At 62.3% G+C, this 25,890-nt stretch carries 20 protein-coding genes and 1 tRNA gene; 18 read left to right on the forward strand and 3 right to left on the reverse strand.

The window, feature by feature from the left end; genetic code table 11:
• Positions 1–79: 79 nt before the first annotated feature.
• Positions 80–153: transfer RNA gene (locus QMG25_RS13835), tRNA-Met, on the forward strand.
• 271 nt (positions 154–424) lie between these two features.
• Positions 425–1,891 (forward strand): cardiolipin synthase, encoded by a 1,467-nt coding sequence (gene cls, locus QMG25_RS13840; protein ID WP_283461274.1) that lies wholly within the window; start codon positions 425–427, stop codon positions 1,889–1,891.
• Positions 1,892–2,034: 143 nt separating this feature from the next.
• Here cls and QMG25_RS13845 read toward each other — a convergent pair whose 3' ends face one another.
• Positions 2,035–2,661 carry a TetR family transcriptional regulator gene (locus tag QMG25_RS13845; RefSeq protein ID WP_283461175.1) on the reverse strand — a complete coding sequence of 209 codons (627 nt, stop codon included), beginning with the start codon at positions 2,659–2,661 and terminating at the stop codon, positions 2,035–2,037.
• A gap of 174 nt (positions 2,662–2,835) precedes the next feature.
• Here QMG25_RS13845 and QMG25_RS13850 point away from each other — a divergent pair, with 174 nt between their 5' ends.
• From QMG25_RS13850 to QMG25_RS13885, 8 genes are all read left to right on the forward strand, one after another.
• Positions 2,836–3,696 (forward strand): TIGR03084 family metal-binding protein, encoded by an 861-nt coding sequence (locus QMG25_RS13850; RefSeq protein ID WP_283461177.1) that lies wholly within the window; start codon positions 2,836–2,838, stop codon positions 3,694–3,696.
• The gene (locus QMG25_RS13855; RefSeq protein ID WP_283461180.1) at positions 3,693–5,399 is read left to right on the forward strand and encodes an acyclic terpene utilization AtuA family protein; all 1,707 of its coding nucleotides are present in this window, start codon (positions 3,693–3,695) and stop codon (positions 5,397–5,399) included. Before QMG25_RS13850 ends, QMG25_RS13855 begins: the two co-directional genes overlap by 4 nt.
• Positions 5,396–6,991 carry an acyl-CoA carboxylase subunit beta gene (locus QMG25_RS13860; protein ID WP_283461182.1) on the forward strand — a complete coding sequence of 532 codons (1,596 nt, stop codon included), beginning with the start codon at positions 5,396–5,398 and terminating at the stop codon, positions 6,989–6,991. Before QMG25_RS13855 ends, QMG25_RS13860 begins: the two co-directional genes overlap by 4 nt.
• Positions 6,992–7,007: 16 nt before the next feature.
• Positions 7,008–9,059 (forward strand): acetyl/propionyl/methylcrotonyl-CoA carboxylase subunit alpha, encoded by a 2,052-nt coding sequence (locus QMG25_RS13865; protein ID WP_283461184.1) that lies wholly within the window; start codon positions 7,008–7,010, stop codon positions 9,057–9,059.
• Between the two features lie 73 nt (positions 9,060–9,132).
• Positions 9,133–10,290 carry an acyl-CoA dehydrogenase family protein gene (locus tag QMG25_RS13870; RefSeq protein ID WP_283461186.1) on the forward strand — a complete coding sequence of 386 codons (1,158 nt, stop codon included), beginning with the start codon at positions 9,133–9,135 and terminating at the stop codon, positions 10,288–10,290.
• Positions 10,291–10,293: 3 nt separating this feature from the next.
• A complete protein-coding gene (locus tag QMG25_RS13875) occupies positions 10,294–11,106 on the forward strand; it encodes an enoyl-CoA hydratase family protein (RefSeq protein WP_283461188.1) in 813 nt (270 codons plus the stop codon).
• A gap of 142 nt (positions 11,107–11,248) precedes the next feature.
• The gene (locus QMG25_RS13880) at positions 11,249–12,838 is read left to right on the forward strand and encodes an AMP-binding protein (RefSeq protein WP_283461190.1); all 1,590 of its coding nucleotides are present in this window, start codon (positions 11,249–11,251) and stop codon (positions 12,836–12,838) included.
• Positions 12,822–13,718, forward strand: a complete 897-nt coding sequence (locus QMG25_RS13885; protein WP_283461192.1) for an SDR family oxidoreductase — start codon at positions 12,822–12,824, stop codon at positions 13,716–13,718. Before QMG25_RS13880 ends, QMG25_RS13885 begins: the two co-directional genes overlap by 17 nt.
• Before the next feature lie 22 nt (positions 13,719–13,740).
• Here QMG25_RS13885 and QMG25_RS13890 read toward each other — a convergent pair whose 3' ends face one another.
• Together QMG25_RS13890 and QMG25_RS13895 are read right to left on the reverse strand one after the other, a co-directional pair.
• Positions 13,741–14,361 carry a TetR/AcrR family transcriptional regulator gene (locus tag QMG25_RS13890; protein WP_283461194.1) on the reverse strand — a complete coding sequence of 207 codons (621 nt, stop codon included), beginning with the start codon at positions 14,359–14,361 and terminating at the stop codon, positions 13,741–13,743.
• 4 nt (positions 14,362–14,365) lie between these two features.
• Complete coding sequence (locus QMG25_RS13895) at positions 14,366–15,220, reverse strand: enoyl-CoA hydratase-related protein (protein ID WP_283461196.1); 855 nt, start codon at positions 15,218–15,220, stop codon at positions 14,366–14,368.
• 285 nt (positions 15,221–15,505) lie between these two features.
• Between QMG25_RS13895 and QMG25_RS13900 the strand changes: the two genes are divergently transcribed.
• From QMG25_RS13900 to QMG25_RS13935, 8 genes are all read left to right on the forward strand, one after another.
• On the forward strand, positions 15,506–16,729 hold the full coding sequence (locus tag QMG25_RS13900; RefSeq protein WP_283461199.1) for an acetyl-CoA C-acetyltransferase: 1,224 nt from the start codon (positions 15,506–15,508) through the stop codon (positions 16,727–16,729).
• 4 nt (positions 16,730–16,733) lie between these two features.
• Positions 16,734–18,902, forward strand: a complete 2,169-nt coding sequence (locus QMG25_RS13905) for a 3-hydroxyacyl-CoA dehydrogenase NAD-binding domain-containing protein (RefSeq protein WP_283461200.1) — start codon at positions 16,734–16,736, stop codon at positions 18,900–18,902.
• Complete coding sequence (locus QMG25_RS13910; protein ID WP_283461202.1) at positions 18,902–19,798, forward strand: crotonase/enoyl-CoA hydratase family protein; 897 nt, start codon at positions 18,902–18,904, stop codon at positions 19,796–19,798. The genes QMG25_RS13905 and QMG25_RS13910 overlap by 1 nt, the downstream gene beginning before the upstream one ends.
• 77 nt (positions 19,799–19,875) lie before the next feature.
• Positions 19,876–21,408: an acyl-CoA synthetase gene (locus QMG25_RS13915; protein ID WP_283461204.1), complete on the forward strand. Its 1,533-nt coding sequence runs from the start codon at positions 19,876–19,878 to the stop codon at positions 21,406–21,408.
• Positions 21,409–21,414: 6 nt separating this feature from the next.
• Positions 21,415–22,452, forward strand: a complete 1,038-nt coding sequence (locus QMG25_RS13920) for an MBL fold metallo-hydrolase (RefSeq protein WP_283461206.1) — start codon at positions 21,415–21,417, stop codon at positions 22,450–22,452.
• A gap of 192 nt (positions 22,453–22,644) precedes the next feature.
• Positions 22,645–23,598, forward strand: coding sequence for a cytochrome b/b6 domain-containing protein (locus QMG25_RS13925; RefSeq protein ID WP_283461208.1), 954 nt, complete (start codon positions 22,645–22,647; stop codon positions 23,596–23,598).
• Positions 23,599–23,667: 69 nt separating this feature from the next.
• A complete protein-coding gene (locus QMG25_RS13930; RefSeq protein ID WP_283461210.1) occupies positions 23,668–24,804 on the forward strand; it encodes an acyl-CoA dehydrogenase family protein in 1,137 nt (378 codons plus the stop codon).
• Positions 24,805–24,822: 18 nt separating this feature from the next.
• Positions 24,823–25,875 (forward strand): enoyl-CoA hydratase/isomerase family protein, encoded by a 1,053-nt coding sequence (locus QMG25_RS13935; protein WP_283461213.1) that lies wholly within the window; start codon positions 24,823–24,825, stop codon positions 25,873–25,875.
• Positions 25,876–25,890: the final 15 nt, after the last annotated feature.

The following is a 25,890-nucleotide window of genomic DNA, read 5'->3' on the forward strand; positions in this document are numbered from 1 at the left end:
CACAAGACCCACGGGAGACGAAGGTCACGTGCTGTGGGTTTGGTGGCAGGTGGGCTGCGGCGTAGAGTAATGAGTGCAACGCGGGGTGGAGCAGTTCGGTAGCTCGCCGGGCTCATAACCCGGAGGTCACAGGTTCAAATCCTGTCCCCGCAACAGAAACGGAAAACCCTCGGCCAGACGGCCGGGGGTTTTCTTTGTCCGGACATGGTTGCTGAAGCGAAATTGGGGTCCGCACCACGCAACCGGCCGCAGATTTCGGTACCAGGCAGCGGCGTGAATCAATGGTGAATTCTTTCACAGGTGGCTGAACCACATGGTCTACACTGCAAGGAACATGCTGGTGCAACGGCGGAATCCGCTGGGATCGTCGTTGCTTGTTTTTGCTTTTTGGAAGTTGTTCACAAGGGAGAGTATTTCGTTGAGTATCCGCAGTTGGTTGGCCGACCCCGAGGGTCTGGCATTGCTACTGCTGGTTCTGCATGTGGTCATAGGGGCCATCGCCGTGGCGTACATTTCCGCCCGGCGCCGTCCAGCCACCGCCATTGCGTGGATGCTCACCATCATCTTCATCCCCTACGTCGGCATCGTTGCGTTCATGCTGGTGGGCTTCACCAGGCTGCCCAAGGCCCGACGGGACAAGCAGAAGCACGTCAATGAAATGATCCTGGCGCGCACCGAGGGACTGGACCAGCTCAGCCACAGGGACGACTGGCCCAAGGGCCTGTCCACACTTGTCACCCTCAACAACAACCTGGGTGCGCTTCCCATGGTGGGCGGCAACGACGTCGAGCTCCTCCCGGACTACCATGGCTCCATCGCTGCCATGGCCCGTGAAATCGACACGGCCACCGACTATGTGCACGTGGAGTTCTATATCCTGGTCGACGACGACGTCACCAGGCCCTTCTTTGATGCGCTCGAGCGAGCGTGCCGGCGCGGGGTCACAGTGCGGGTGCTCAGCGACCACCTGGCCGCGCTGATGAACCCCGGCCGCAAGGAAACCCTGACCCGATTGGCCGCCATGGGTGCCGAGTACCACGCCATGCTGCCGCTGCGGCCGTGGAAGGGGAATTGGCAGCGGGTGGACCTGCGCAACCACCGGAAGCTGTTGGTTGTTGATGGCAGGGTGGGATTTGCCGGGTCGCAAAACATGGTCAATGAGAGCTACAACAAGAAAAAGAACATTGCCCGCGGGCTGCGCTGGCACGAGTTGATGATGCGCGTGCACGGACCCGTGGTTCGCGAGCTCGACGCCGTGTTCGTCACCGACTGGTTCAGCGAAACCGACGTGCTGCTTGAGCTGGACACTTCACCGGTTGTGTTGAACCCGGCGGAGCACCTTGTCGATGCGCAGGTTGTTCCCAGCGGGCCCAGCTTTGAAAATGACAACAGCTTGAAACTCTTTGTCTCCATGATCCACCAGGCCACGGAACGGGTCAGCATCACCAGCCCGTACTTTGTCCCGGAAGACTCTGTGCTGCTGGCCATCATTGCCGCCGCCGGGCGCGGACTGTCGGTGGAGTTGTTCGTGTCCGAGATCGGCGACCAGGCCATGGTCTACCACGCCCAGCGCTCCTACTATGAGGCGCTGCTGCGCGCAGGTGTGAAGATCTACTTGTACAAGTCCCCGGAGGTCCTGCACTCCAAGCACTTCAGCATTGATTCCGATGTTGCCGTGATTGGATCCTCCAACATGGATATCCGGTCGTTCGCGCTGAACATGGAGATTTCGGTGTTGATCCACAGTGCCTCCTTCGTTGCGCAAATGCGCGATGTGGAAGATGGGTACCGAAGCAATAGCAGGGACCTCAGGCTGGAGGATTGGATCAAACGTCCGCGATGGGAAAAGTTCTGGGACAGTGCGGCCAGGCTGACCTCCAACCTGCAATAACTCCAACGCTCGCGCACTTTATGTTGATTTTTGCCCAACGCTCGCGCACTGAGTGCGCGAGCGTTGCGGAAAACGGGACGTAAAGTGCTCGAGCGTTCATCCCTTGGCTGGCGGACCCGCCTGCGCCGGAGTTCAGCAACCGGTCAGTCGTTGTGCTGCTGGTGGGCTTCTTCGGCGATGATCTGCTCAAGTTCTTTGCACCAGGCATCGAGCACCCAGGTGCGTCGGTCGGCGTCGTCGGTGAGGATGTTGGCAAGACCAAGGCCGCGTCCCAAGTCAAGGGTTGCGGCCACAATGGCACGCAAGCGAGGATTTTCCCTGTCGATGTTCAGCAGTGTTGCCGCCAGCCGGAATGCTTCACGTGCCACCGTCTGTTCCAAGGGGATGACGTGTGCGCGTACTGCCGGGTCCACGGCGGCCGCCGTCCACACCTGCAGGGCCGCCTTGAACAACGGACCGGTGTAAAGGCCCACGAGCGAATCCAGAACTTCCCTGACGGGGACCGACCCCCCTGAATGTACTGTCAGCGCAGCACGGACTTCCAGTACACGAGCTACTGTCATGTGCTCGATCGCAGCAGTGAAGAGATCATCCCTGGTGGGGAAGTGGTGCTGCGTTGCACCGCGGGAAACCCCTGCGTGAGTGGCAACGGTGGTGACGGTGGTGTTGGTCCAACCGGTCTCACACAGCAGGGCCACGGCGCTTTCCAGCAGGCGCTCGCGCGTGGCGCGGCTGCGGTCTTGCCGGGGTTCGATGACCATTCTGCTCATAGAGGGACGTTAGCACGAAAGTGAAACAATCAAGCTTGCTTGCTTGTTGTTGATCCACGTCACATACTTGCACTATCGGTGCGACGGCCGGCTTGGCCCTACGCGACAGGCCGAGACCACGCGCGGCTCAGCACGATTCGTGTCAGCGCGACCCTCAACAAACGGAGTTGGAACATGGTGGATTTGGCAGGTGTATTGACCGATTTGGAGGCTGAATCCATGGTCTTGGACGAGATTCTGGCTGCCATGCCTGCCGAGAATTGGCCCATGCCAACGCCTGCCCCTGGTTGGAGCATCGCCCGCCAGATCGGGCATCTGGCGTGGACAGACAGGGTCACTTTGGAAGCTGCAGCAGCAGCCAATGGTGAACCGGCGGCCTTTGCGGCCATTGGTTCCGGTCTGCAGTCAGGGCAGATCTCGATCGACGGCGCCGCCGCGGAATGGGCCGAAATCTCGCCCCCATTGCTCATGGAGCAGTGGAGGGAAGGCCGACGTCGGTTGGCCGGGGCCCTGAAAGATGTGGCACCGGGCGTCAAGCTGCCGTGGTTTGGACCCCCCATGAGTGCCATGTCCATGGCTACGGCGCGCATCATGGAAACGTGGGCGCACGGCCAAGATATTGCCGACGCGTTGGGAATCACCCGCGAGCCCACTGATCGGCTCCGACACATTGCCCACCTGGCGGTGCGCACACGCAATTTTGCGTTCAAAGTGCATCAGTTGACGCCTCCGGAGAGCGAATTCCGGGTTGAGCTTGAAAGTCCCACAGGCGAACGCTGGGTTTGGGGACCGGAAGATGCTGCGCAGCGTGTGAGCGGCTCGGCCCTGGACTTTTGCCTGCTGGCCACAAAGCGTCGCCACCGTGACGATCTGGCTTTGGCAGCGCACGGCGCAGACGCCGAGAAATGGCTTGACATTGTGCAGGCATTCGCTGGCCCTCCCGGTGAAGGCAGGGATTCTTCGGGCGATCACAAAACCGCCAGCCTCCCCTCCGCCGCAGCCCCGGCTGCAGAGGCGCAGGAGGAAAAAGCATGAGTGCGCTGCGCGTTGCCAACGCCTCCGGATTCTACGGTGACAGGGCAGAGGCCTTTAGAGAGATGCTAGAGGGTGGCCCAGTGGATTTTATTACCGGGGACTACCTGGCCGAGCTGACCATGCTCATCCTGGCCCGCGACCGGGCCAAGGACCCGTCCACCGGTTACGCCAAAACATTCCTGGCACAAATGCGCGACAGCCTCGCCTTGGCGATGGAAAAAGGCGTGAAGATTGTGGTCAACGCCGGCGGACTCAACCCTGCAGGACTGGCTGCCAAGCTCCGAGAACTGACAGCCACGCTGAATGTGGACGCCAAAATTGCCCACGTGTACGGCGACGACCTCATTGACCGTGCCGAAGAGTTGGGTTTCGGCACAGCAGCTGGAAATCCACTCTCCGCCAACGCCTACCTGGGCGGCTGGGGCATCGCCGCAGCCCTGGGCGCTGGGGCTGACGTAGTGGTTACCGGCCGCGTCACCGATGCCTCGCTGGTGGTGGGTGCTGCCGCACACCATTTCGGTTGGCAGCCCACCGACTATGACAAAATCGCCGGGGCCATGGCCGCCGGGCATGTCATTGAGTGCGGCACCCAAGCAACCGGTGGAAACTACGCCTTCTTTGACACCATCAAGGACATGCACCGCCCCGGCTTCCCCATCGCCGAGATTTCCGGTGACGGATCGTCCGTGATCACCAAGCACCCGGGCACTTCCGGGGCAGTGACCAAAGGCACCGTGACGGCCCAGCTGGTTTATGAGATCACCGGCGCCCGCTATGCCGGACCGGACGCTGTGCTGCGTCTTGACTCCATTGCCCTTGACGACGACGGCCCGGACCGGGTGCGTCTCTCCGGTGTGCGCGGAGAGGCTCCGCCGGACACGCTGAAGGTCTCCATCAACGAGTTGGGTGGCTACCGCAACGAGGTCACGTTCGTGCTGACTGGACTGGATATTGACAAAAAAGCGGCACTGATCAAAAGTCAGCTCGCGGAGGTAATGCCCGAGGGCACACGCTGGACACTTGCCCGCACCGACCACCCTGACGCGGACAACTGCGAAGAAGCCAGCGCCATGCTCCATTGCGTAGCCCGCGGCGCCGACCCGGCGCTGGTGGGCCGTGCGTTCTCCAACGCCGCCGTGCAGATTGGCCTGGCCAGCTGCCCCGGTTTCCACCTCACTTCACCCCCCGGCAATGCCGCACCCTACGGTATTTACCGGCCCGGCTGGGTTGCCGCGACGCAAGTCCAGCACAAGGTTGCGCTGCCTGACGGTACCGAAATCCTGCTCCCGCCCGCCAGCGAAACTGTCACTTCCGCCGTCGCACTGGCACCGGTGCCCGAGCCGGAACTGCCAGCATTGCCGCAGCCAGGTACGACGACGCGTGCCCCACTGGGGCGGGTCGCGGCGGCCCGCAGCGGGGACAAAGGCGGGGACGCCAACGTGGGTGTTTGGGTGGAGCACGAACAGGCGTGGCCCTGGCTGGTCAACACTTTGAGCGTGGAAACACTCAGGGAGCTGTTGCCGGAAACCAAGGCGTTGGAAATCGAACGGCATGTGCTGCCAAAACTGCACGCCGTGAACTTTGTTATTCGTGGACTGCTCGGTGAAGGTGTGGCCTCCAATGCCCGCTTTGATGCGCAGGCCAAGGCTTTGGGCGAATGGCTTCGGGCCCGCCACGTACCGATTCCGGAGGAATTACTGTGAGCGTTTTGCGCACAACCATTGACCCGCTCAGTGCCGACTTTACCGCCAATAGGGCGGCTATGGTTCAGAAGCTGACTGAGCTCGACGGCGAATACGCCAAAGTGCGCCAAAGTGGAGGCGAAAAGGCGGTCACCAGGCACCGCAAACGCGGGAAGCTGCTGGCCCGCGAGCGGGTGGAGATGCTCGTTGACAGGGACTCCCCATTCCTTGAGCTCTCGCCCCTGGCAGCGTGGGGCACCAAATTCCATGTGGGTGCCAGCGTCGTGACGGGCATTGGCGTGGTGGAAGGTGTGGAGTGCTTGATCGTGGCGCACGAACCCACCGTCAAGGGCGGCACCTCGAACCCGTACACCACCAAGAAGATCTTCCGCGCCTTGGACATCGCCAGGGAGAACCGGCTGCCGGTGATCTCACTGGTGGAATCCGGCGGAGCGGATCTGCCCACGCAGAGCGAAATCTTCATCCCCGGCGGCAAGCTGTTCCGGGACCTCACCAGGCTTTCGGCCGCAGGAATACCCACCATCGCGCTGGTGTTTGGCAACTCCACGGCTGGGGGCGCCTACGTTCCTGGCATGAGTGACCACATTGTCATGATCAAGGAACGTTCCAAGGTTTTCCTGGCCGGGCCACCGCTGGTGAAGATGGCCACGGGGGAGGAATCAGATGATGAATCCCTTGGCGGTGCTGACATGCACGCCCGCATCTCCGGACTTGCCGATTACTACGCACTGGATGAGATGGATGCGCTGCGGATTGGCCGGCGGATTGTGGCACGGCTCAACTGGGTTAAAAAGGGTGCAACGCCTGCCGCTTCCCAAGAACCCCGCCTGGCTGAGGAAGAACTGTTGGGGATCGTCCCCTCAGACCTGAAGATCCCCTTCGATCCCCGCGAAGTCATCGCGCGGGTTGTTGATGGCAGTGACTTTGATGAGTTCAAGGCCCTGTACGGCACGTCCTTGGTGACAGGCTGGGCCAGGATCCATGGCCACCCGGTGGGTATCCTGGCCAACGCGCGCGGCGTGCTCTTCTCCGCCGAGGCGCAAAAAGCCGCCCAATTCATCCAGCTCGCCAACTCGGCGAACACCCCTCTGCTGTTTCTGCACAACACCACCGGCTACATGGTGGGCAAAGAGTATGAGCAGGCCGGCATCATCAAGCACGGTTCCATGATGATCAACGCCGTCTCCAACTCCACCGTCCCGCACCTGTCAGTTCTCATGGGTGCATCCTTTGGGGCGGGGCACTACGGCATGTGCGGGCGAGCCTTTGATCCGCGATTCCTGTTCTCCTGGCCCAGCGCCCGATCCTCCGTCATGGGGGCCGCGCAACTGGCGGGCGTCATGTCCATTGTGGGCAGGGCCGCGGCGGCATCCAGCGGACGCGACTTTGATGAGGATGCCGACGCTGCCATGCGCTCAGCCGTTGAGGCTCAGATCGAGGCGGAATCGCTGCCCACTTTCCTGTCCGGGAAGTTGTACGACGACGGCCTCATCGACCCCCGCGACACCCGCAACGTTTTGGGCCTGGCACTTTCTGCCATCGCCACCACCGAAATCAAGGGCGCCGAGGGCTTCGGCGTCTTCCGGATGTGAGCCAAGGATGACACTCATGAGCCAACCCTTCACCAACGCGCCCATCAGCCATACGCCCACAGGCGATGAGCCCACCAGTGGTGCGCCCATCACCCGTGTGCTCGTGGCCAACCGTGGCGAAATTGCCCGCCGCGTGTTTCACAGCTGCCGCGAGCGCGGCATCGGCACTGTTGCGATCTATTCCACGGCCGACGCCGGAGCCCCCTTCGTAGCGGAGGCCGACACAGCGGTGCACCTGCCAGGCACCAGTGCCGCTGAAACGTACTTGCGCGGGGAGCTCATCATCGCCGCCGCTCTGCGGGCCGGGGCGAACGCCATCCACCCGGGCTACGGGTTCTTGTCTGAGAACGGCGACTTTGCCAGGAGTGTTCAAGCTGCCGGGCTGATCTGGATTGGACCGTCCCCGGAAGCCATTGATGCCATGGGGGACAAGATTTCAGCCAAGCTCCTGGTGGCAGCAGGCGGAGTGCCGGTGCTGAGCGAGTTGGACCCGGCCACTATCACCGAAGCGCAGCTGCCCGTGCTCATTAAAGCCTCCGCCGGTGGTGGCGGACGCGGCATGCGCATAGTGCGCGCAGTGGCCGATTTGCCGGCCGAACTTGAGACTGCCCGTACAGAAGCGGCGAGCGCCTTTGGTGACGGAACTGTTTTTTGCGAGCCGTACCTGGAAACCGGACACCACCTTGAAGTGCAAATCATGGCTGACACCCACGGCACCGTCTGGGCGGTAGGCGAGCGCGAATGCTCCATCCAGCGGCGGCACCAAAAAGTTGTGGAAGAGGCTCCTTCACCGTTGGTGGAGCGAACCCCCGGCATGCGGGCGAAGTTGTTTGCGGCGGCCGTTGCGGCGGCCAAGGCTGTCAACTATGTGGGTGCCGGAACGGTGGAATTCTTAGCCGATGACTCCGGACGCTTTTACTTCCTCGAGACCAACACGCGCCTGCAGGTGGAACACCCTGTCACCGAATGCACCACCGGCTTGGACCTGGTGGCTTTGCAGCTTGACGTGGCAGCAGGTGTTGCCTTGGCCGAACAACCCCCGGCACCACACGGCTCCGCCATTGAGGTGCGCCTCTATGCCGAGGATCCTGCCGCTGGCTGGGCCCCGCAGACCGGGACGGTCCAGCGCTTCGACTTTGCCGGGCTGGCTGCCAACTTCGCGCTGCCCACCCGTGAGCGCGGGCTGCGTTTGGACTCCGCTGTGGAAGCCGGCTCCACCGTCACCATCCATTACGATCCCATGCTGGCCAAGCTCATTGCCTGGGCACCCACCCGGGTGGAGGCGGCCCGCTCACTGGCCAGGGCATTGTCCCGTGCACGGATCCACGGTGTACGCACCAACCGGGACCTGCTGGTGAACATCCTGCGCCACGAGGCCTTTCTCGCCGGTGCAACAGATACCGCATTCCTGCCCACCCACGGGCTCGAGGTATTGGCGGCGCCGGTGGCCGGAGCGGACGAGGAAAAAGCAGCGGCGCTCGCAGCGGCCCTTGCAGCAGCGGCGCTGCGCCGCGAACAAGCCCTCGCGTTGGGGCTGCTGCCCAGCGGTTGGCGGAACCTGCGGTCCATGCCACAGCACACCACGCTGGTAGGCCCGGCCGGGGAACACAACGTGTCATATGAGACGACCCGAGAAGGGCTGCAGGCAGAGGGGTTCGGCGCTGCCGCCGTCGTCCATCTCAGTGCCGAGAACGTGAGCCTTGAGCTGGACGGGCTGGTGCGTTCGTGGTCGGTGGCCCACTACACCACTGCCGCCTCGACTGTGCTTGAGGTTGACGGCGACGGCGGCTCCATCACCTTCACGGAGGTGGAGCGTTTCCCGGACCCCAGCCTTGCGGTCGCGGCAGGTTCCCTGACAGCACCCATGCCCGGCGCTGTGGTGAACGTGCATGTCGCTGCGGGGGAGAAGGTTGCGGCGGGCCAGCCGCTTCTGGTGCTGGAAGCCATGAAGATGCTGCACACCATCGGGGCGCCCGCGGACGGGATCGTCGCCGAACTGCACGTCACCGTGGGGCAAAACGTAGACGTGGGGATGGTTCTGGCCGTGGTGGAAGCGCAGCCTGGATGAGCCCGCGCCAGTTATTCCGGGCAGCACATTCCGGGCAGCAACACAAAAAAACCAACTCAATGAGGAGAACCAGATGAGCATTGTTGAAACAGAAGAACAGCAGGCCCTGCGTGCTGCCGTGCGGACCATCGTGGGCAAATACGGGCCTGAATATGTGAACAAGCACGCACGTGCCGGCGAGACCATGACCGAGCTGTGGCAGGAACTCGGCGAGGCCGGTTTCCTGGGCGTCTCAATACCGGAGGAATACGGCGGCGGCGGGCAGGGCATCTATGAACTGGCAGCAGTGCTGGAGGAGTCCTCCGCACTGGGCGCCTCCTTGATCATGATGGTGGTTTCACCTGCCATCTGCGGCACCGTGATCGCCAAATACGGCACGGATGAGCAGAAACAGCGCTGGTTGCCCGGCTTTGCCGACGGCTCCATCGTCATGGCCTTTGGCATCACCGAACCCGAAGCCGGCTCCAACTCCCACAACATCTCAACTGTGGCCCGGCGCGATGACGACGATTGGGTCCTGAACGGGCGCAAGGTGTACGTCACCGGAGTCAACAACGCCGACTACGTCCTCATTGTGGCCCGCACCGTGGATGAGCGCAGCGGCCGCCTGCGCCCAGCCATGTTTGTGTTGCCGCGAGAAACGCCCGGCTTTGAATACCGGGAGGTGGAGATGGACATCGTCGAGTCCGAGAAGCAGTACCTGCTGTTCTTGGATGATGTTCGCCTGCCTGCCGGGGCTCTGGTGGGAGGGGCGGATGCACCCTTGGAGGCTTTGTTTGCAGGTCTGAACCCAGAGCGCATCATGGCCTCGGCCATCGCTGTGGGAACCGGCCGTTACGCCATCAACAAGGCCGTTGACTACGTCAAGGAACGCGAAGTGTGGGGACAGCCCATCGGCGCGCACCAAGGCATTGCCCACCCGTTGGCCAAGAGCCATATTGAGGTTGAACTGAGCCGGCTCATGATGCTCCGTGCCGCAGCCCTGTACGACGCCGGCGAAGACAAGGCTGCTGGCGAGGCTGCCAACATGGCCAAGTACTCCGCTGCCGAGGCCAGCATCAACGCTCTCGACACCGCCATCCAGTCCTTGGGTGGCAACGGATTGAGCAAGGAATATGGTCTGGCGCAGATGCTCGGCCTGGCCCGGATAGGCCGGGTGGCCCCGGTGAGCCGGGAGATGGTGCTGAACTTTGTGGCCCAACACTCGCTCGGCCTCCCCAAGAGCTACTGATCCATGGCTACTGAATCCCTGCCAGGCAGTGGCGGAACCGCAGACGCCGAGCTGGTGCATTATGGCCTGGCAGCGGGAATTGCCACCATCACCCTTGACTCGTGGGCCAACCGCAATGCCCTCTCACAACAGCTCGTGGCGCAGCTGCTGGCCAAGTTGGAGCAGGCCTGTGCCGAGGCCGCCGATGGCAGTGTGCGCGTTATTTTGCTGGCCCATACCGGTAAGGTTTTTTGCGCTGGCGCGGACCTGAAGGAAGCCGGAGCGCAGGGAGTAGCGGAGGGCGCTGAAAATCTAGCGAAGATCATGCGCAGGATATTGAGCGCCCCGGTGCCCGTGGTTGCCAGGGTCGACGGCGTGGCCCGAGCCGGCGGGCTGGGCATCCTGGGTGCCGCGGACATTGTCGTGGCCCATACGGCTGCCACCTTTGCCTTCTCTGAAGTGCGGATTGGGCTGGGCCCGGCCATCATCTCCCTGACCACCATGGGGCGCATGAGCAGCCGTTCAGTGTCTCGTTATTACCTCACGGGGGAGAGCTTCGATGCTGTTGCTGCGCAGGCGTGCGGGCTCATCACCTGCGCGGCGGAGGATGTGGACGGCGCCCTTGAACCTATTTTGGAAAATCTCCGCCTGGGTGCCCCGCAGGGGCTGGCCGAAAGCAAGAAAGTGGCAGCCGCACCCATGCTCGCCCAGCTGGACGCGGGGGTTGCAGAAATGACGGCGCTCTCCACCAAGCTCTTCACCACCGATCAGGTCAGGGAAGGCATGGCGGCGTTCCTGGAACGCCGACAACCGTCCTGGCAGCTCCCCACCTCCTAGCAACGCTCCTGCAGAAAACGGTCACTTTTTACCAACGCTCCTGCAGAACACGCCGCAGTCTGCACCAACGCTCCTTCACCACAAGATGGACCCTCGCTGACCAGAAGCCGGCAATGCTGCCGGCGCCAAAGAAAGGCTTGCCATGACGCTTGACACCCTTGCACCCCCGGTATTCCTGCAGGATAGGCTCGATCATTGGGCGCAACACCGCCCTGATGCCGAGGCAATCAGCTTTGGCGAGGTCAGCTACACGTGGGGCCAATGGCGGCCGCGCATCTTGCAGCTCACGGAAGCCTTGCGTGCCGCAGGCATCAAGCGCGGGGAACGGATCCTCACCTTCGATTTAAACCACTTGGCCATTATTGAGCTGACGTACGCCGCCTCGGCGCTGGGTGCAGGCACGGTGGTGGGAAACTACCGTCTGGCACCAAGCCAGCTCTCTTACGTCCTCACTGACTCCGCGCCGAAGATTGTCTTCTATGGTGCCGAGCTGCACAGCGTGCTCGAGACCGCAAACGCGGAAACACCGCTACCGCGCACCATTGTCATTGGTGGAGAAAATGACGAATTTGAGGCATTCCTCGCAAGCGGCACACCAGCAGGAGGGGACGAGAGAACCGTGGGGAAAACGGACGAAGAAGTCCACCCTGATGACACAGTCCTTGTTGTTTACACCTCTGGAACAACGGGCACGCCCAAGGGTGTTGAGCTGACACACAGGAGCATTAACATGCACAGCGTTGTTGCCAACCACGGATTGGGCATGGGGCCCGAGGACGTGAGCATGGTGGGGATGCCGATGTTCCACGTGGGTGGCTCATGTTATTTCCAGGTGGGGGTCTATGCCGGTGCCAAGACTATTTTCCTTCGAGAGGCCTCCCGGCCGGCCATGATGCAGGCTATCGCCGACGGCGCCACGCACTCATTCATCGTCCCGGCTGTTATCCAGGCCGTACTGGCGGGCGGTCCGCACGCCGCTGCTGCCTTCGCCCCGATAAAAAAGATTATCTACGGCGCCTCACCCATGCCCTTGCCGCTGCTGAGCAGAACGCTGGTCGCCTGGCCCAACACGGAGTTGGCGCACGTGTTTGGGATGACGGAAATGTCCGGAATCGGCACCATGCTCCAAGACAGTGATCACAGGAATCCCTCGCGGCCGGAAATTTTGCAATCGGTGGGAAGGGTCCTGCCCGGGGTGGAAATCAGGATCGCGGACCCCTTCACCCATGAGGTGCTCCCTGCCGGGGTCAATGGGGAGATCCAGATCCGCGGCGGTCAAAATATGAAGGGCTACCTGAACAAGCCGGAGGCAACCGCCAACTCCATGACGGCAGACGGCTTCCTCTGCTCCGGGGACATTGGGCATATGGATGATGACGGCTACCTGTACATGGTGGACCGGCTCAAGGACATGATCATTTCCGGTGGCGAAAACATCTACTGTCCCGAAGTTGAGAATGCACTCATGTCCCATCCGGAGGTCGCGGAGGGGATCGTCATGGGTGTTCCGGATCCCAAATGGACGGAGACGGTCAAGGCTGTTGTTGTCCGCGCTCCGGGCAGTACAGTGAGCGAGACCGACATCATCGCGTTCTGCCGTGAGCGTCTGGCGCATTACCAGTGCCCCACTTCGGTGGATTTTGTTGACGAACTGCCGCGCAATGCGACAGGGAAAATTCTCAAGCGCGATCTGCGCGCACCGTATTGGAGTGGTCATGAGCGAAATATCTAGCAAGGGCAAAACAAGCACGACGGCGGAGCGTGCCTTGGGTGCCTCCGGTGCCCCGGGCACGCTGGCAGGGAAGACCGTCCTCATGTCGGGAGGTTCGCGCGGCATTGGCCTGGCCATTGCCGTCCGGGCCGCCCGCGACGGCGCAAATGTGGTGCTGATCGCCAAGACCGACAGCCCGGATCCGCGCTTGGAAGGAACCATCCACACTGCGGCCGCTGAGATTGAAGCGGCAGGTGGGAAGGTGCTCGCGGTGGTGGGCGACGTCCGCGACGACGAGACCATCGCCTCCGCCGTGCAGAACGCCGTGGACACTTTTGGTGGGATCGACATCGTGGTCAACAACGCCAGCGTGATTTCCCTGGATGGAACGTTGAAAGTGGCGGCCAAACGCTACGACCTCATGCAGGATGTCAATGTGCGCGGCACGTTCATGCTCAGCAAGGCAGCCCTTCCGCACTTGCTGAAGGCAGCCAATCCGCACATCCTGACGCTGAGCCCGCCGCTGAACTTTGACCCGAAGTGGCTGGGCGGGCACCCGGCTTACACGCTGGCCAAGTACGGCATGACGCTGGCAGCGCTGGGGTTTGCGGCGGAGTTTGCCGGCCAGGGCGTGGCATCCAATGCCCTGTGGCCGCGCACCACCATCGCCACAGCAGCCGTGGCAAACCTGCTGGGCGGGCAGGAGATGATCCAGCGCTCACGGCACCCCGCCATCATGGCCGACGCCGCCCACGCAATCCTCACCACGCCCAGCAAGGAGCTGACCGGCCAGAGCCTCATCGACGAGGAATTGTTGCGCGCTCGCGGCATGAGCGATTTCGCGGGCTACGCTGTGGATCCGTCGGCAGAGCTGATGATCGATCTCTATGTGGACCCCTAACCACCCGGTGCGGTGACGTGGGTCAGATGGCCGGGATCGCTTCTTTGATGATCGCCCGCAGCGTGCTTGCCAACAACGCGTGCACCTGCGGGCGAGTGAGCGTCTTGCGCAGCAGCCATTCACGGGCACCACTACGCGCGAGTTGGGTGTACACCCTGAACATGGCCTTGATTTGCTCTTGGTCCTGAGTGCGCCCGCCCAGCCCGCACGCTTCAATCAGCAGCTCAATGGAATCGTTCTCAGCCTTGATAAGGATCCGCTCAAGATCCGGGTCCCGGCCCATGCCCCCTGAACCGAGAGCAAGCCAGGTAGCACCGGAGCGCTGCAGTGAATCCAAAAACCACACCACAGCCAAGTCGATGCGCTCGTGGATGGATCCTTCGGGCAGCAGTGTCACGGCCACTTCGGAGACAGTTGAGCTGACCTTGATGACTTCCAGGTACAGCCCGCGCTTGTTGGAAAAATAGTGATTGATCAGACCGCGGGCAACACCGGCAGCGGCGGCAATGTCGGTGACCGAGACTTCTTCATAGGGACGGGCATTGAAAAGTTTTTGGGCGCACAAGAATATCTGCTGGCGCCGTTCATCCGGATTAAGCCGTTGCCTGCGCGGTTCGGCCATGTCGGTGTTGGGAGGTTTCATGGTGTCAATCTGTCTTTATCCACGGCAACCATTGTGGCAGGTCACTGGGCACGCTCAGCGGAAAATGAGGGGGACGCTTTTCAAGGAAAGATTGCACCCCTTCAACAGCGTCTCTATGTTCGCTCACGCCGGCGATCAGCTTCGAATCAACAGCATGCGCGGGGAAGGGGGTATCAAGTCCGCTGAGCCTGTTGAGCATTTGCTTGATCACGGCTGTGGACACCTCGGAGGTGTTCTCAATGAGATCACGGGCCAGGGCGTAGGCGGCTTCAAGGACGTCCTCGTGCTCGTGCAAGGAGGTGAGCAGTCCGGCGTCGAGCGCTTCTTTGGCCCCAAAGAGCCTGCCCGTAAGCATCCAGTCGGAGGCTTTCGAAACTCCCACAAGACGAGGCAGGTACCAGACGGAACCACCCTCGGGAAAAATGCCACGGCGGCTGAAAGGGAAAGCGAAACGAGAGTCATGTGCGGCGAGCCGGAAGTCGCACGAGAGCGTGATGGTGATGCCACCACCAACGCAGACTCCGCGCAGGGCACCAATGACGGGCTTGTTCATGGCATAGATGGTCTTTGAACAGCGCCCAGCAGGTTCCTGCCATAGTTCTGCATCATCCGACGGCGACATGTCAAAGCGCCCGCCACTGAGTTCGGCACCTACGGAGAAGTCTTTGCCCACGCAGGTGAACACCACAACCTGAACCTGCGGATCGGCGTCTGCAGCCGTGAACGCATGCTCCAGCTCGTGCGCCATGGCGATGGTGTAACCATTGCGGGCCTCCGGACGGTTCAGCGCAACCGTGGCAATCCGGTCGGTGACGTTGTAGGTGATGGCCGAATAGGGAGTGGAAATTTGCGCTGTCATGGCCTTCGCTTTCAGTGCTGAAAGTAAACACGTGCATCAACTATTGACACGATGTCAATAGTCCTGCACTATTGGCGGTATGTCAACAAGTTGGTTTTTCTTCGGCGGGATCGATGCGGATCTACCCAACGGGTCCTTGTTGCACGGAGAATTCGTCACCGGCTCGCTGTAAATTTGCCGTCACTTTTGCCGGCTTCAAAGCCCAAACCCGTAACCACCAACAGTTCTACCCACCGTCCCACCGCGCACCAGCGTGGCAAGGACGACCATGGAAGGAATGCTCACGTGAGCGAACAAGTTGTACCGGAAGCTTTTGTCTACGACGCCATCCGCACCCCCCGCGGCCGCGGCAAGAAAGGAGCCCTGCACGGCACCAAGCCCCTTGATCTCGTGGTGGGCCTGATCGATGCGTTGCGCGAACGCCACCCGGAGCTGGACGAGGACCTCATTGACGATCTCATCCTCGGCGTGGTTTCACCCATTGGTGATCAGGGCGCTGTCATTGCCCGCACCGCCGTCCTCGCCGCGGGACTGCCTGACACCGTGGGCGGTGTGCAGATCAACAGGTTCTGTGCCTCTGGACTGGAGGCCGTGAACATGGCCGCCGCGAAGGTGCGCTCCGGGTGGGATCAACTGATCATCGCCGGCGGCGTGGAATCCATGTCCCGGGTGCCTATTGGATCCGACGGCGGAGCCTGGGCCATGGACCCGGCCACCAACTATGACAGCTACTTTGTGCCCCAAGGTGTTGGTGCGGACCTCATCGCCACCACGGAGGGTTTCAGCCGGGTGGACGTGGACGCTTATGCGGTGCGCTCGCAGCGGTTGGCCGCACAGGCCTGGAAGGAAGGGCGCTTCGCCAACTCTGTCATCCCCGTAAAAGATCAAAATGGTCTTGTCATTCTCGACCATGACGAGCACATGCGCCCGGAATCAACTCCGGAGTCACAAGCAGGGCTGCGGCCCGCTTTCGCAGCCATGGGCGAGGCCGGCGGCTTTGACGCCGTCGCGCTGCAAAAATTCCATGCGGTGGAAAAAATTGACCATGTCCACACGGCAGCCAACTCTTCCGGAATTGTCGACGGCGCTGCCCTGGTACTGGTGGGAAATGCTGCGATGGGTGAGCGGCTGGGTCTGCGACCGCGTGCCCGGATAGTTGCCACGGCAACTTCCGGCGCCGACGCGACCATCATGCTTACCGGCCCCACCCCGGCCACCAGGAAGCTGCTGAAAACGGCCGGTCTGGGCGTTGCAGATATTGACTTGTTTGAAATCAACGAGGCTTTCGCCTCTGTGGTGTTGAAATACCAAAAGGACTTGGGCATCCCGGATGAAAAGCTCAACGTCAACGGCGGGGCCATTGCCATGGGGCACCCGCTCGGAGCTACGGGAGCCATGATCTTGGGCACCGTGCTGGACGAGCTGGAACGTATTGACAAGCGCAGGGCGGTCATCACCTTGTGCATTGGCGGGGGCATGGGCGTGGCAACTTTGATTGAGAGGGTCTAGAAACATGAGCGAGAGTACAAACACCATCCGCTGGGAGCAGGACACCGACGGCGTTGTCATCCTGACCATGGATGACCCCAACCAGTCGGCCAACACCATGAACGCCGACTACACCGCCTCCATGCAGGCAGCCGTGGACCGGCTCGTCGCCGAAAAGGAGAACATCACCGGCGTCATACTGGCCTCGGCCAAAAAGACGTTCTTTGCCGGCGGAGACCTGAAGGACCTGGTGGGTGCCACGCCGGCTGATGCGCAACAGGTCTTTGACCTGGGCCAAAACATCAAGGCCCAGTTGCGCACCCTGGAAACCTTGGGCAAGCCGGTGGTCGCAGCCATCAACGGCGCAGCATTGGGCGGCGGGCTGGAGATCGCGCTGGCCTGTCACCATAGGATTGCGGCGGATGCCAAGGGCTCGGTCATCGGCCTGCCGGAAGTCACCCTCGGCCTGCTGCCCGGAGGTGGCGGCATTGTCCGCACGGTGCGCCTCATGGGTATCGCTGACGCCACCATGAAGGTGCTGTTGCAGGGGCAGAAATACAAGCCACGCAAGGCTCAAGAAATTGGTCTTGTCCACGAAGTAGTTGACACGGTTGAAGAACTCATCCCGGCAGCCAAGGCGTGGATCCAGGCCAACCCCGACGCCGTGCAGCCCTGGGATGTGCCGAAGTACAAGATTCCCGGCGGCACACCCACAACCGCAGCGTTTGCCGCCAACCTGCCGGCTTTCCCGGCGAATCTGCGCAAGCAGCTCAAGGGCGCCAACTACCCGGCGCCGCGCGCCATCCTGGCGGCCGCCGTCGAAAGCACCCAAGTCGATGTGGACACGGCCCTGGAGATTGAGTCCCGTTATTTCGTGGAAGTCGTGACTGGGCAGGTCTCTTCCAACATGATCAAGGCATTCTTCTTCGACATGGGCCATATTGCCTCCGGTGGCAGCCGCCCGGCAGGCTTTGAAAAGTACACGGCCAAGAAGGTGGCAGTCCTGGGTGCGGGCATGATGGGTGCCGGCATTGCCTATGTCTGTGCCCGCGGCGGCATGGACGTGGTGTTGAAGGACGTCTCCCAAGCAGCAGCCGAACGCGGCAAGAACTACTCCAAGACGCTGACAGAGAAGGCAGTATCCCGGGGGCAGTCAACCCAAGACCAGGCGGATGCGTTGCTGGCCAAGATCACTCCCACCACGGCGGCGGCGGACCTTGCCGGGTGTGACCTTGTCATCGAGGCAGTTTTTGAAAACGTGGGGGTCAAGCAGGCGGCCTTCCAAGAAATTCAGGACATCGTGGGCGGTGATGCTGTCCTTGGCTCCAACACCTCCACACTGCCCATCACGGCGCTGGCAGCGGGCGTGCGGAGCCAAGAGAACTTCATTGGCCTGCACTTCTTCTCCCCGGTGGACAAGATGCCGTTGCTGGAGATTATCGCTGGCGAAAACACCTCGGATGAAACGCTGGCCAAAGCCTTCGACATCGCCGTGCAAATCCGCAAAACACCGATTGTTGTCAACGATTCGCGCGGCTTCTTCACCAGCCGCGTGATCGGCACGTTCATCAACGAGGCAATGGCCATGTTGGGCGAGGGCATCGCAGCCCCGTCCATCGAACAGGCCGGGCTGCAGGCGGGCTACCCCGCCCCGCCGTTGCAGCTGGCCGACGAGCTGAACCTGAGCCTGCTCGCCAAAATCCACAAGGAGACCAAGGCCGGGCTCGAGACGGACAACGGCGTACAAAAGTACCGCCACCACCCCGGTACAGACGTGGTGGACACCATGGTTGAGGACATCAAGCGCGCCGGCAAACTTGGTGGCGCGGGCTTCTACAACTACGCCGAGGGCCACCGCACCGGACTCTGGGAGGGGCTGGCGGCGCGGTACGGCGGCACTTCGGAGATTCCCTTTGCGGACATGAAAGAGCGCATGCTCTTCGCCGAAGCCCTGGAAACCGTCAAGTGCTTGGATGAAGGCGTGCTGCGCAGCGTGGAGGACGCGAACGTTGGCTCCATTTTGGGCATCGGCTTCCCTGCCTGGACCGGCGGGGTGGTCCAGTACATGAACGGGTACGACGGCGGTCTGGCCGGCTTTGTGGCCAGGTCGCGTGAGCTTGCGGGCAAGTATGGCGAGCACTTCCTGCCGCCGGCATCGCTTGTTGCCAAGGCTGAAAAAGGCGAGCAGTACTGATGGAAACAGGTGGTCCTGCGGCGGGTGCGGCAGCGGAGGTGGACACCGCCGGGTTTGCCTTCACCCACGGCTGGACTGCCTTCGAGGTGGCGGCGGCACCCCAGCCGTCAGTCGCCGTCGTCCGTCTGCTTGGACCTGGCCGGGGAAACATGATGGGGTTGGCCTTCTGGGCTGAACTGCCCCAGGTTTTCGCAGCCCTGGACGCCGATGAGACAGTGCGGGCGGTGGTCCTCACCGGCTCCGGGGCGCACTTCAGCACAGGCCTTGACGTGCAAGAGGTGTTGGGCGGTTGGCTCGGGAAACTGAGCTCGGGTGCCACCGCCCAAGCAGCCCAGCGCACCGAGCTGCTGGGTGTCATTCGGGCGTTGCAAGACGGTGTCACGGCCGTGGCGAGCTGTCGCAAACCCGTCATTGCGGCAGTTTCGGGCTGGTGCATTGGTGGTGGCGTGGATTTGATCAGCGCAGCGGATGTGCGGCTCGCCTCGGCTGAGGCAAAATTCAGCATCAGGGAGGCACAGCTCGCCATCGTGGCCGATGTGGGCAGTTTGCAAAGGCTGCGGGGAATCGTTGGTGAGGGCCATTTGCGCGAGCTGGCGTTCACAGCCAAGGACATCGCCGCCGAGCGGGCAGAACGTATTGGCTTGGTCAACGAGATCCATGCCGACCCGGAATCACTCATGAGTGCTGCATTGGCGATGGCTGCGGAGATTGCCGCCAACTCCCCGTTGGCGGTGGCTGGTACCAAGGCTGTGCTGAATGAGGACCGCGAAGAAACCATTGCTCGCGGGCTGCGCCACGTGGCCCTGTGGAACTCTTCCTTTTTGCACAGTGCGGATCTGCTTGAGGCGGTGGCCGCCATGGGGGAGCGGCGGCCAGGAGTTTTTCACGGGAAATAACGTTTGGACGCACGCAGAATCAGTTTGGAATTTCCATATTACAAGTCAATGTCGATTTCTATCACTGGGAGCTTTTCATGTATCTCACCCAAGGTTTGCACCGTTCTTTGCAGTCGGATCCGCAGGGCGTGGCCACCATCTTCAAGGACCGTGTCCGGACTTATGCGCAGCACGCTGATCGCATAGCCCGCTTGGCCGGTGCTTTACAGGGACTGGGTGTGCAGGCTGGGGACAGGGTGGCGATCCTGTCCATGAACAGCGACAGGTATGCCGAGTATCTGCTGGCTGTGCCTTGGGCAGGGGCTGCGGTGAACCCCGTCAACATCAGGTGGAGCCCAGCGGAAGTTGCCTACTCCATGAATGACTCGGACACCCGGGTTCTGCTGATCGACGACGCCTTTGTGGCCATGGCTCCGCTCTTGCTGGAGAAGGCACCCGTGCTGACAATGCTGATCCACTGCGGCGACGGACCCACCCCGGAAGGAATGCTCTCTTACGAAGAACTGGTGGCCGGTAGCGAACCGGTACAGGATGCCTACCGCAGCGGTGATGATTTGGCCGGAGTCTATTACACCGGAGGCACCACTGGATTCCCCAAGGGCGTCATGCTCAGCCACACCAACTTTGTCACCTCCGGCTTGGGCACCACGGCCTCGGGCGAGTTATTGCGCGCGGGTTCGGTGCTATTGCATGCAGCACCCATGTTCCATCTTGCCGATCTTGCTGCTTGGTGTGGGCTGACAATTCTTGGTGGAACCCACGTCATGGTGCCCTACTTTGAGCCAACCAGCGTGTTTAAACCGATGGAAGAGCACAAACCCACCGATGTACTGCTGGTGCCCACCATGATCCAGATCCTGGTGGACCACCCCGATAGCGGCAACTACGACCTTTCCTCCATGGAGAGAATGCTCTACGGCGGGTCTTCCATTTCCGAAGGAGTGCTGCAGCGCACCAAGCAGCGTTTTCCGGGCATCCGCCTGACCCAGGCCTATGGCCAGACGGAAGCGGCACCTGTCATCACCTTGCTGTTGCCGGATGACCACGAAGGCGTGCCCATGCGTTCCGGCGGTCGGGCTGCGCCGCACTGCCAAGTAGCCATTCTTGATCTGGATGGTCAAGAAGTCGCCGTTGGCGAGGTCGGCGAGATCTGTGCCAAGGGAGCCCACATCATGCAGGGCTATTGGAACAACCCGGAGCAAACTGCCCAAGCCTTGCGCGAAGGCTGGCTGCACACCGGGGACCTGGGCTATTTGGATGACCAAGGTTTCGTCTATGTTGTGGACCGCCTCAAGGACATGATCGTCACCGGCGGAGAAAACGTGTATTCGGCAGAGGTCGAAAATGCGCTGAGCAAGCACCCCGCCGTGGCCTCTTCAGCCATCATTGGCGTCCCGGACGACAACTACGGCGAGCGCGTGCACGCCGTAGTTGTGCTGGGACCTGAACAGGTCGCCACGGCGGAGGAACTGCAGGCTTTTTGCCGCGAACACATCGCCGGGTACAAGGTGCCGCGCAGTTTTGAGTTCCCCGAAGCGCTGCCCATGTCCGGCGCTGGGAAGATCCTCAAGCGCGAACTGCGCGAGAACTACACCGCGGCACAGGAATAGGTCCCCATGATCACCATTACCGGCACGGCACAATTCGAGGCATGGCAGGGCAAACGCCTGCCGGGGGTGGAAGAAGTGCGCCCCGGTGTCTTCTCCATTCCCATCCCCTTTATCAACAACCCCATGCGGTACACGCTGGCGTACTTGTTGGTGGGCGAGGGGGAAACCGCCCTGGTTGATCCCGGTTGGGACTCGGATGAGGGATGGGAGGCGCTCAAGGCGGGGTTGGCAGCCGCCGGCCTCACGCCGTCGTCCATCACGGGTATTGTCGTCACGCACTTCCATCCCGACCACCTCGGCATGGCGGGACGACTGCGGGCAGCATCCGGGGCCTGGGTGGCGCTCGGGGAGCACGAGCCGCAAGCCGTGAGTTGGGGCAGCGAGCCCGACGCTTTTGTGGCGGCGGACAGAACGCAATTCGAGGCGTGGGGTGTGCCTGCCGACTTCCTGGACGAGGTGACGTTCCACAACGGCACGTGGGCGCAAATGGCAAGCGTCCAGGAGCCGGAGCGCCGCTTGGCCGACGGCGAACTGCTCCCCATTGCGGGACTTGAAGTCCGCGTGCTGGCCACCCCGGGGCACACCCCGGGACACATTTGCCTGCTGGACGAAGCCAACGGGCTGATCCTCACGGGCGACCATGTGCTGCCCCGGATCACCCCGCACGTCAGCCTTGAGACCCGCAACCAGGCGGATCCGTTGGGGGATTACCTGACATCCCTTGCGGCCATGGACGTCGCGGCGGACATGGAAGTGCTGCCTGCCCACGAGTACCGTTTCCGAGGCCTGCCCGAACGTGTCGTCGAGCTGCGGCAGCACACCTTGGCACGTTCGGCGGAAGTTCTGGCCGTGCTGGAATCAGGCACCGCGGAAACCGTGTGGGACGTGTCCCGGCAGCTGACGTGGTCGCGCGGCTTTGACTCGCTGCGCGGCTTTACGTTGCGGCTGGCCTTGGCCGAAACAGCCAGCCACCTGGTGTACCTGGCCGCCCGGGGAACTGCCGTGGATATTGCGGTTCCCCGCAGCACGGCGGCCGTAGGATAGGCAGCATGGACAAGGAGCCGGGAACTGCATCCGCTGCATCGACCGGCCTCTGTTACACCGAATGGCCGGATCAACGAGGCGACCTGCTAGAAATAGAAACTGTTGCAAATGGCGGCAGTTGCACACCACGAGCATTAAACCGCCCGGACCACGGCGGTTCCGGGACGTTCTTCGAAAGAGGTTTTTTGGACCATGTCGACCCCCTTGAACAAACAGGCCGCCGGCGTCGGTGCACGCTGGAAGGCCCTGGGCCCGTGGGCACGTACTGCCGTGGCGGCAATTGTGCTGGTGATTGTCCTGCTGGCGGTGGTTCTTGCCGCCCGGTGGTTTGTCATCCTGGATCCGGTGCAATCCTTCCTTAAGACGTATCCGGGCCAGTCGGTGCTGCCTGAATCAGCACCCGTGGGCTTTCCGGCTTGGCTGGGTTGGCAACACTTCCTGAACATGTTCTTCATCATCTTGATCATCCGTTCAGGCTGGCAGGTGCGCACCACCAAGCGACCGGCAGCCCACTGGGTGCGCAACAACAAGGGTCTGATCAAGACCAAAAACGCCCCGACCAAGATCAGCCTGGACCTGTGGTTCCACCAGACGCTGGACGCCCTCTGGGTGCTCAACGGCATTGTTTTCATTGTGGTGCTTTTCTTCACCGGCCAGTGGATGCGCATAGTGCCCACCAGCTGGGACATCGTCCCCAACGCCATCTCCGCCGGGCTGCAGTACCTCTCCCTTGACTGGCCCACCGAAAACGGCTGGGTCAACTACAACGGACTGCAATTGCTCACGTACTTCATCACGGTCTTCATTGCTGCACCGCTGGCCATTGCCACGGGCCTGCGCATGTCCGGGGCTTGGCCGAAGAATGCCCGCACACTGAACAGGATCTACCCGATCCAGGCCGCCCGGGCGCTGCACTTCCCCGTCATGATCTACTTTGTGGGTTTCATTGTGGTCCACGTGACCCTGGTGCTGGCCACCGGCGCACTGCGCAACCTCAACCACATGTACGCCTCAAGCGACGTCGTGAACTGGTGGGGCTTTGGCATCTTTGCGCTGTCCTTGGTGGTCATGGCCGCGGCGTGGTTCCTGGCCACCCCGCTCTTCCTGCGCCCCATCGCGTCGCTGATGGGCAAGGTCACGAAGTAAGCCAAACCCGCACCGGGCACCGGACATCGGTAAACCGGGCGGATCGGAAACCCGAAACAAGGAGACACCGTGGAGGAATTGACACCGGACCAAGAGGCCGTGGTGGAAATGGTGCGTGACTTCGCCGCCGCCGAACTGGCCCCACACACCGCAGCATGGGACGAGGACAAGCACTTTCCCGTGGATGTGCTGGCCAAGGCCGGGGAGCTCGGCATGGGCGGCATCTACGTCTCCGAGGACCATGGGGGTTCGGCACTGAGCCGCACGGACGCCGCCTTGATCTTTGAAGAGCTGGCCGCCGTGGACCCCAGCATTGCGGCCTACATCTCCATCCACAACATGGTGGCCTGGATGATCGACGCCTTCGGCAACCAGGACCTGCGCGCCCGCTTGCTGCCGGGCTTGACGGCGATGACGGAGCTGAGCAGCTACTGCCTCTCCGAACCCGGGGTGGGTTCCGACGCCGCCGCCATCACCACCCGGGCCGTGCCCGACGGCGAGGACTACCTCATCAACGGCACCAAACAGTTCATCTCCGGCGCCGGAGCATCGGCCTGGTATCTGGTGATGGTTCGCACCGCCGATTCCGGCAGCCGCGGAATCACCGCCGTCGTGGTGCCCCACGATGCTCCCGGGCTGTCTTTTGGTGCCAATGAAAAAAAGATGGGATGGCGGGCCCAACCCACCCGCCAGGTGGTGTTTGAGAATGTCCGTATTCCGCAATCCAACCGGCTCGGCTCCGAGGGCGACGGATTCGGCATTGCCATGAAGGGTCTCAACGGGGGCAGGGTCAACATCGGCGCCTGTTCACTGGGCGGCGGCCGGGCGGCGCTGGAAAAATCCATCGCGTACCTCAAGGAGCGGCAGGCGTTTGGCGGCCCGCTCATTGAAAAACAGCATCTGCTCTTTGAAATTGCCCACATGGACACGGAGCTCGAGCTGGCCCGCACCATGCTGCGCCGGGCCGCCCGGGCACTGGATGCCGGCGCGCCCGACACCGTGAAGCTGTGCGCCATGGCCAAGTGGGTCGCCACGGACGCAGGCTTCCACGTGGCCAACCAGGCCCTGCAGCTGCACGGCGGCTACGGCTACCTCAGCGAATACGGGCTGGAAAAGCTTGTACGGGACTTGCGCGTGCACCAAATTCTTGAAGGCAGCAATGAAATCATGCAACTGATCGTGGGTCGTCTGGCGGTGGAGCGCTAAGCAGTGTTTGATGGGTTCATGGAGAACAAAGACGTCCTTGTCCAACGCACCGGCCGCCTGGGCCATCTTGTCCTGAACCGGCCCCAAGCCATGAACGCGCTCAACGCAACCATGATCACCATCGTCGCCGACGCACTGGACGAGTGGGAGGCGGACGACGCCGTTGAGAGCGTTCTCATCTCAGGCGCCGGCGAGCGGGGCTTGTGTGCCGGCGGCGACGTCGTCTCGATCTACCATGACGCCCTGTCCGGGGGAGGGCACGCCAGCGAAGCGTTCTGGCGTGCCGAGTACCACCTCAACGCCCGCATCAAGCGCTATCCCAAGCCCATTGTGGCGCTCATGGACGGGGTGGTTCTGGGCGGTGGTGTGGGAATCTCGGCCCACGCCTCGCACCGGGTCGTCACCGAACGCTCAAGGGTGGGCATGCCGGAAACCGGAATTGGCTTCGTGCCCGACGTCGGCGGGACCCACCTGCTCTCCCGCGCACCCGGCCAACTGGGCACCCATGCGGCCCTGACCGGGACCATGGTCAGCGGCGCCGACGCCATCGCCATGGGCCTGGCCGACCACTACATCGCCTCGGAGGCAGTTCCAGGGCTTGTGGCTGAGCTGTCCGAGCGCACGGCGGGGGCCGCCGTCGCCCGTTGGGGGCAGGTGGCGCCGGAGTCCGGGCTGATGCAGCAGCGGTGGTGGATTGACGAGGCTTATGCCCCGGATTGCGCCGAGACCATCCTTGAGCGGCTGGTGCGCGTCGGCGATCCGGGAGCAGAGGCAGCGGCCAAGACCATCGCCGGCAGGTCTCCCACGGCGGTGTCCGTGACACTGGCGGCGCTGCGCCGGGCGCGCACCCTCCCGTCGCTGGAGGAGGGCTTGAACCAGGACTTGCGGGTTTCGCTGCGTTCGCTGCGTTGGCCCGATTTCCTCGAGGGCATCAGGGCGCAGCTGGTGGACAAGGACAGGAATCCGGCATGGTCGCCGGCCACGCTGGCGGAGGTTTCCGCGGAAGTGGTGGCTGCGGCCTTCGCGGGTTTGGGCGAGCGCGAACTGGCTTTGTCCGCGCCACAGAAATGATGTGAAAGGAAACGA

It is taken from the genome of Arthrobacter sp. H35-D1 (assembly GCF_030063185.1).
Classification (GTDB): domain Bacteria; phylum Actinomycetota; class Actinomycetes; order Actinomycetales; family Micrococcaceae; genus Specibacter.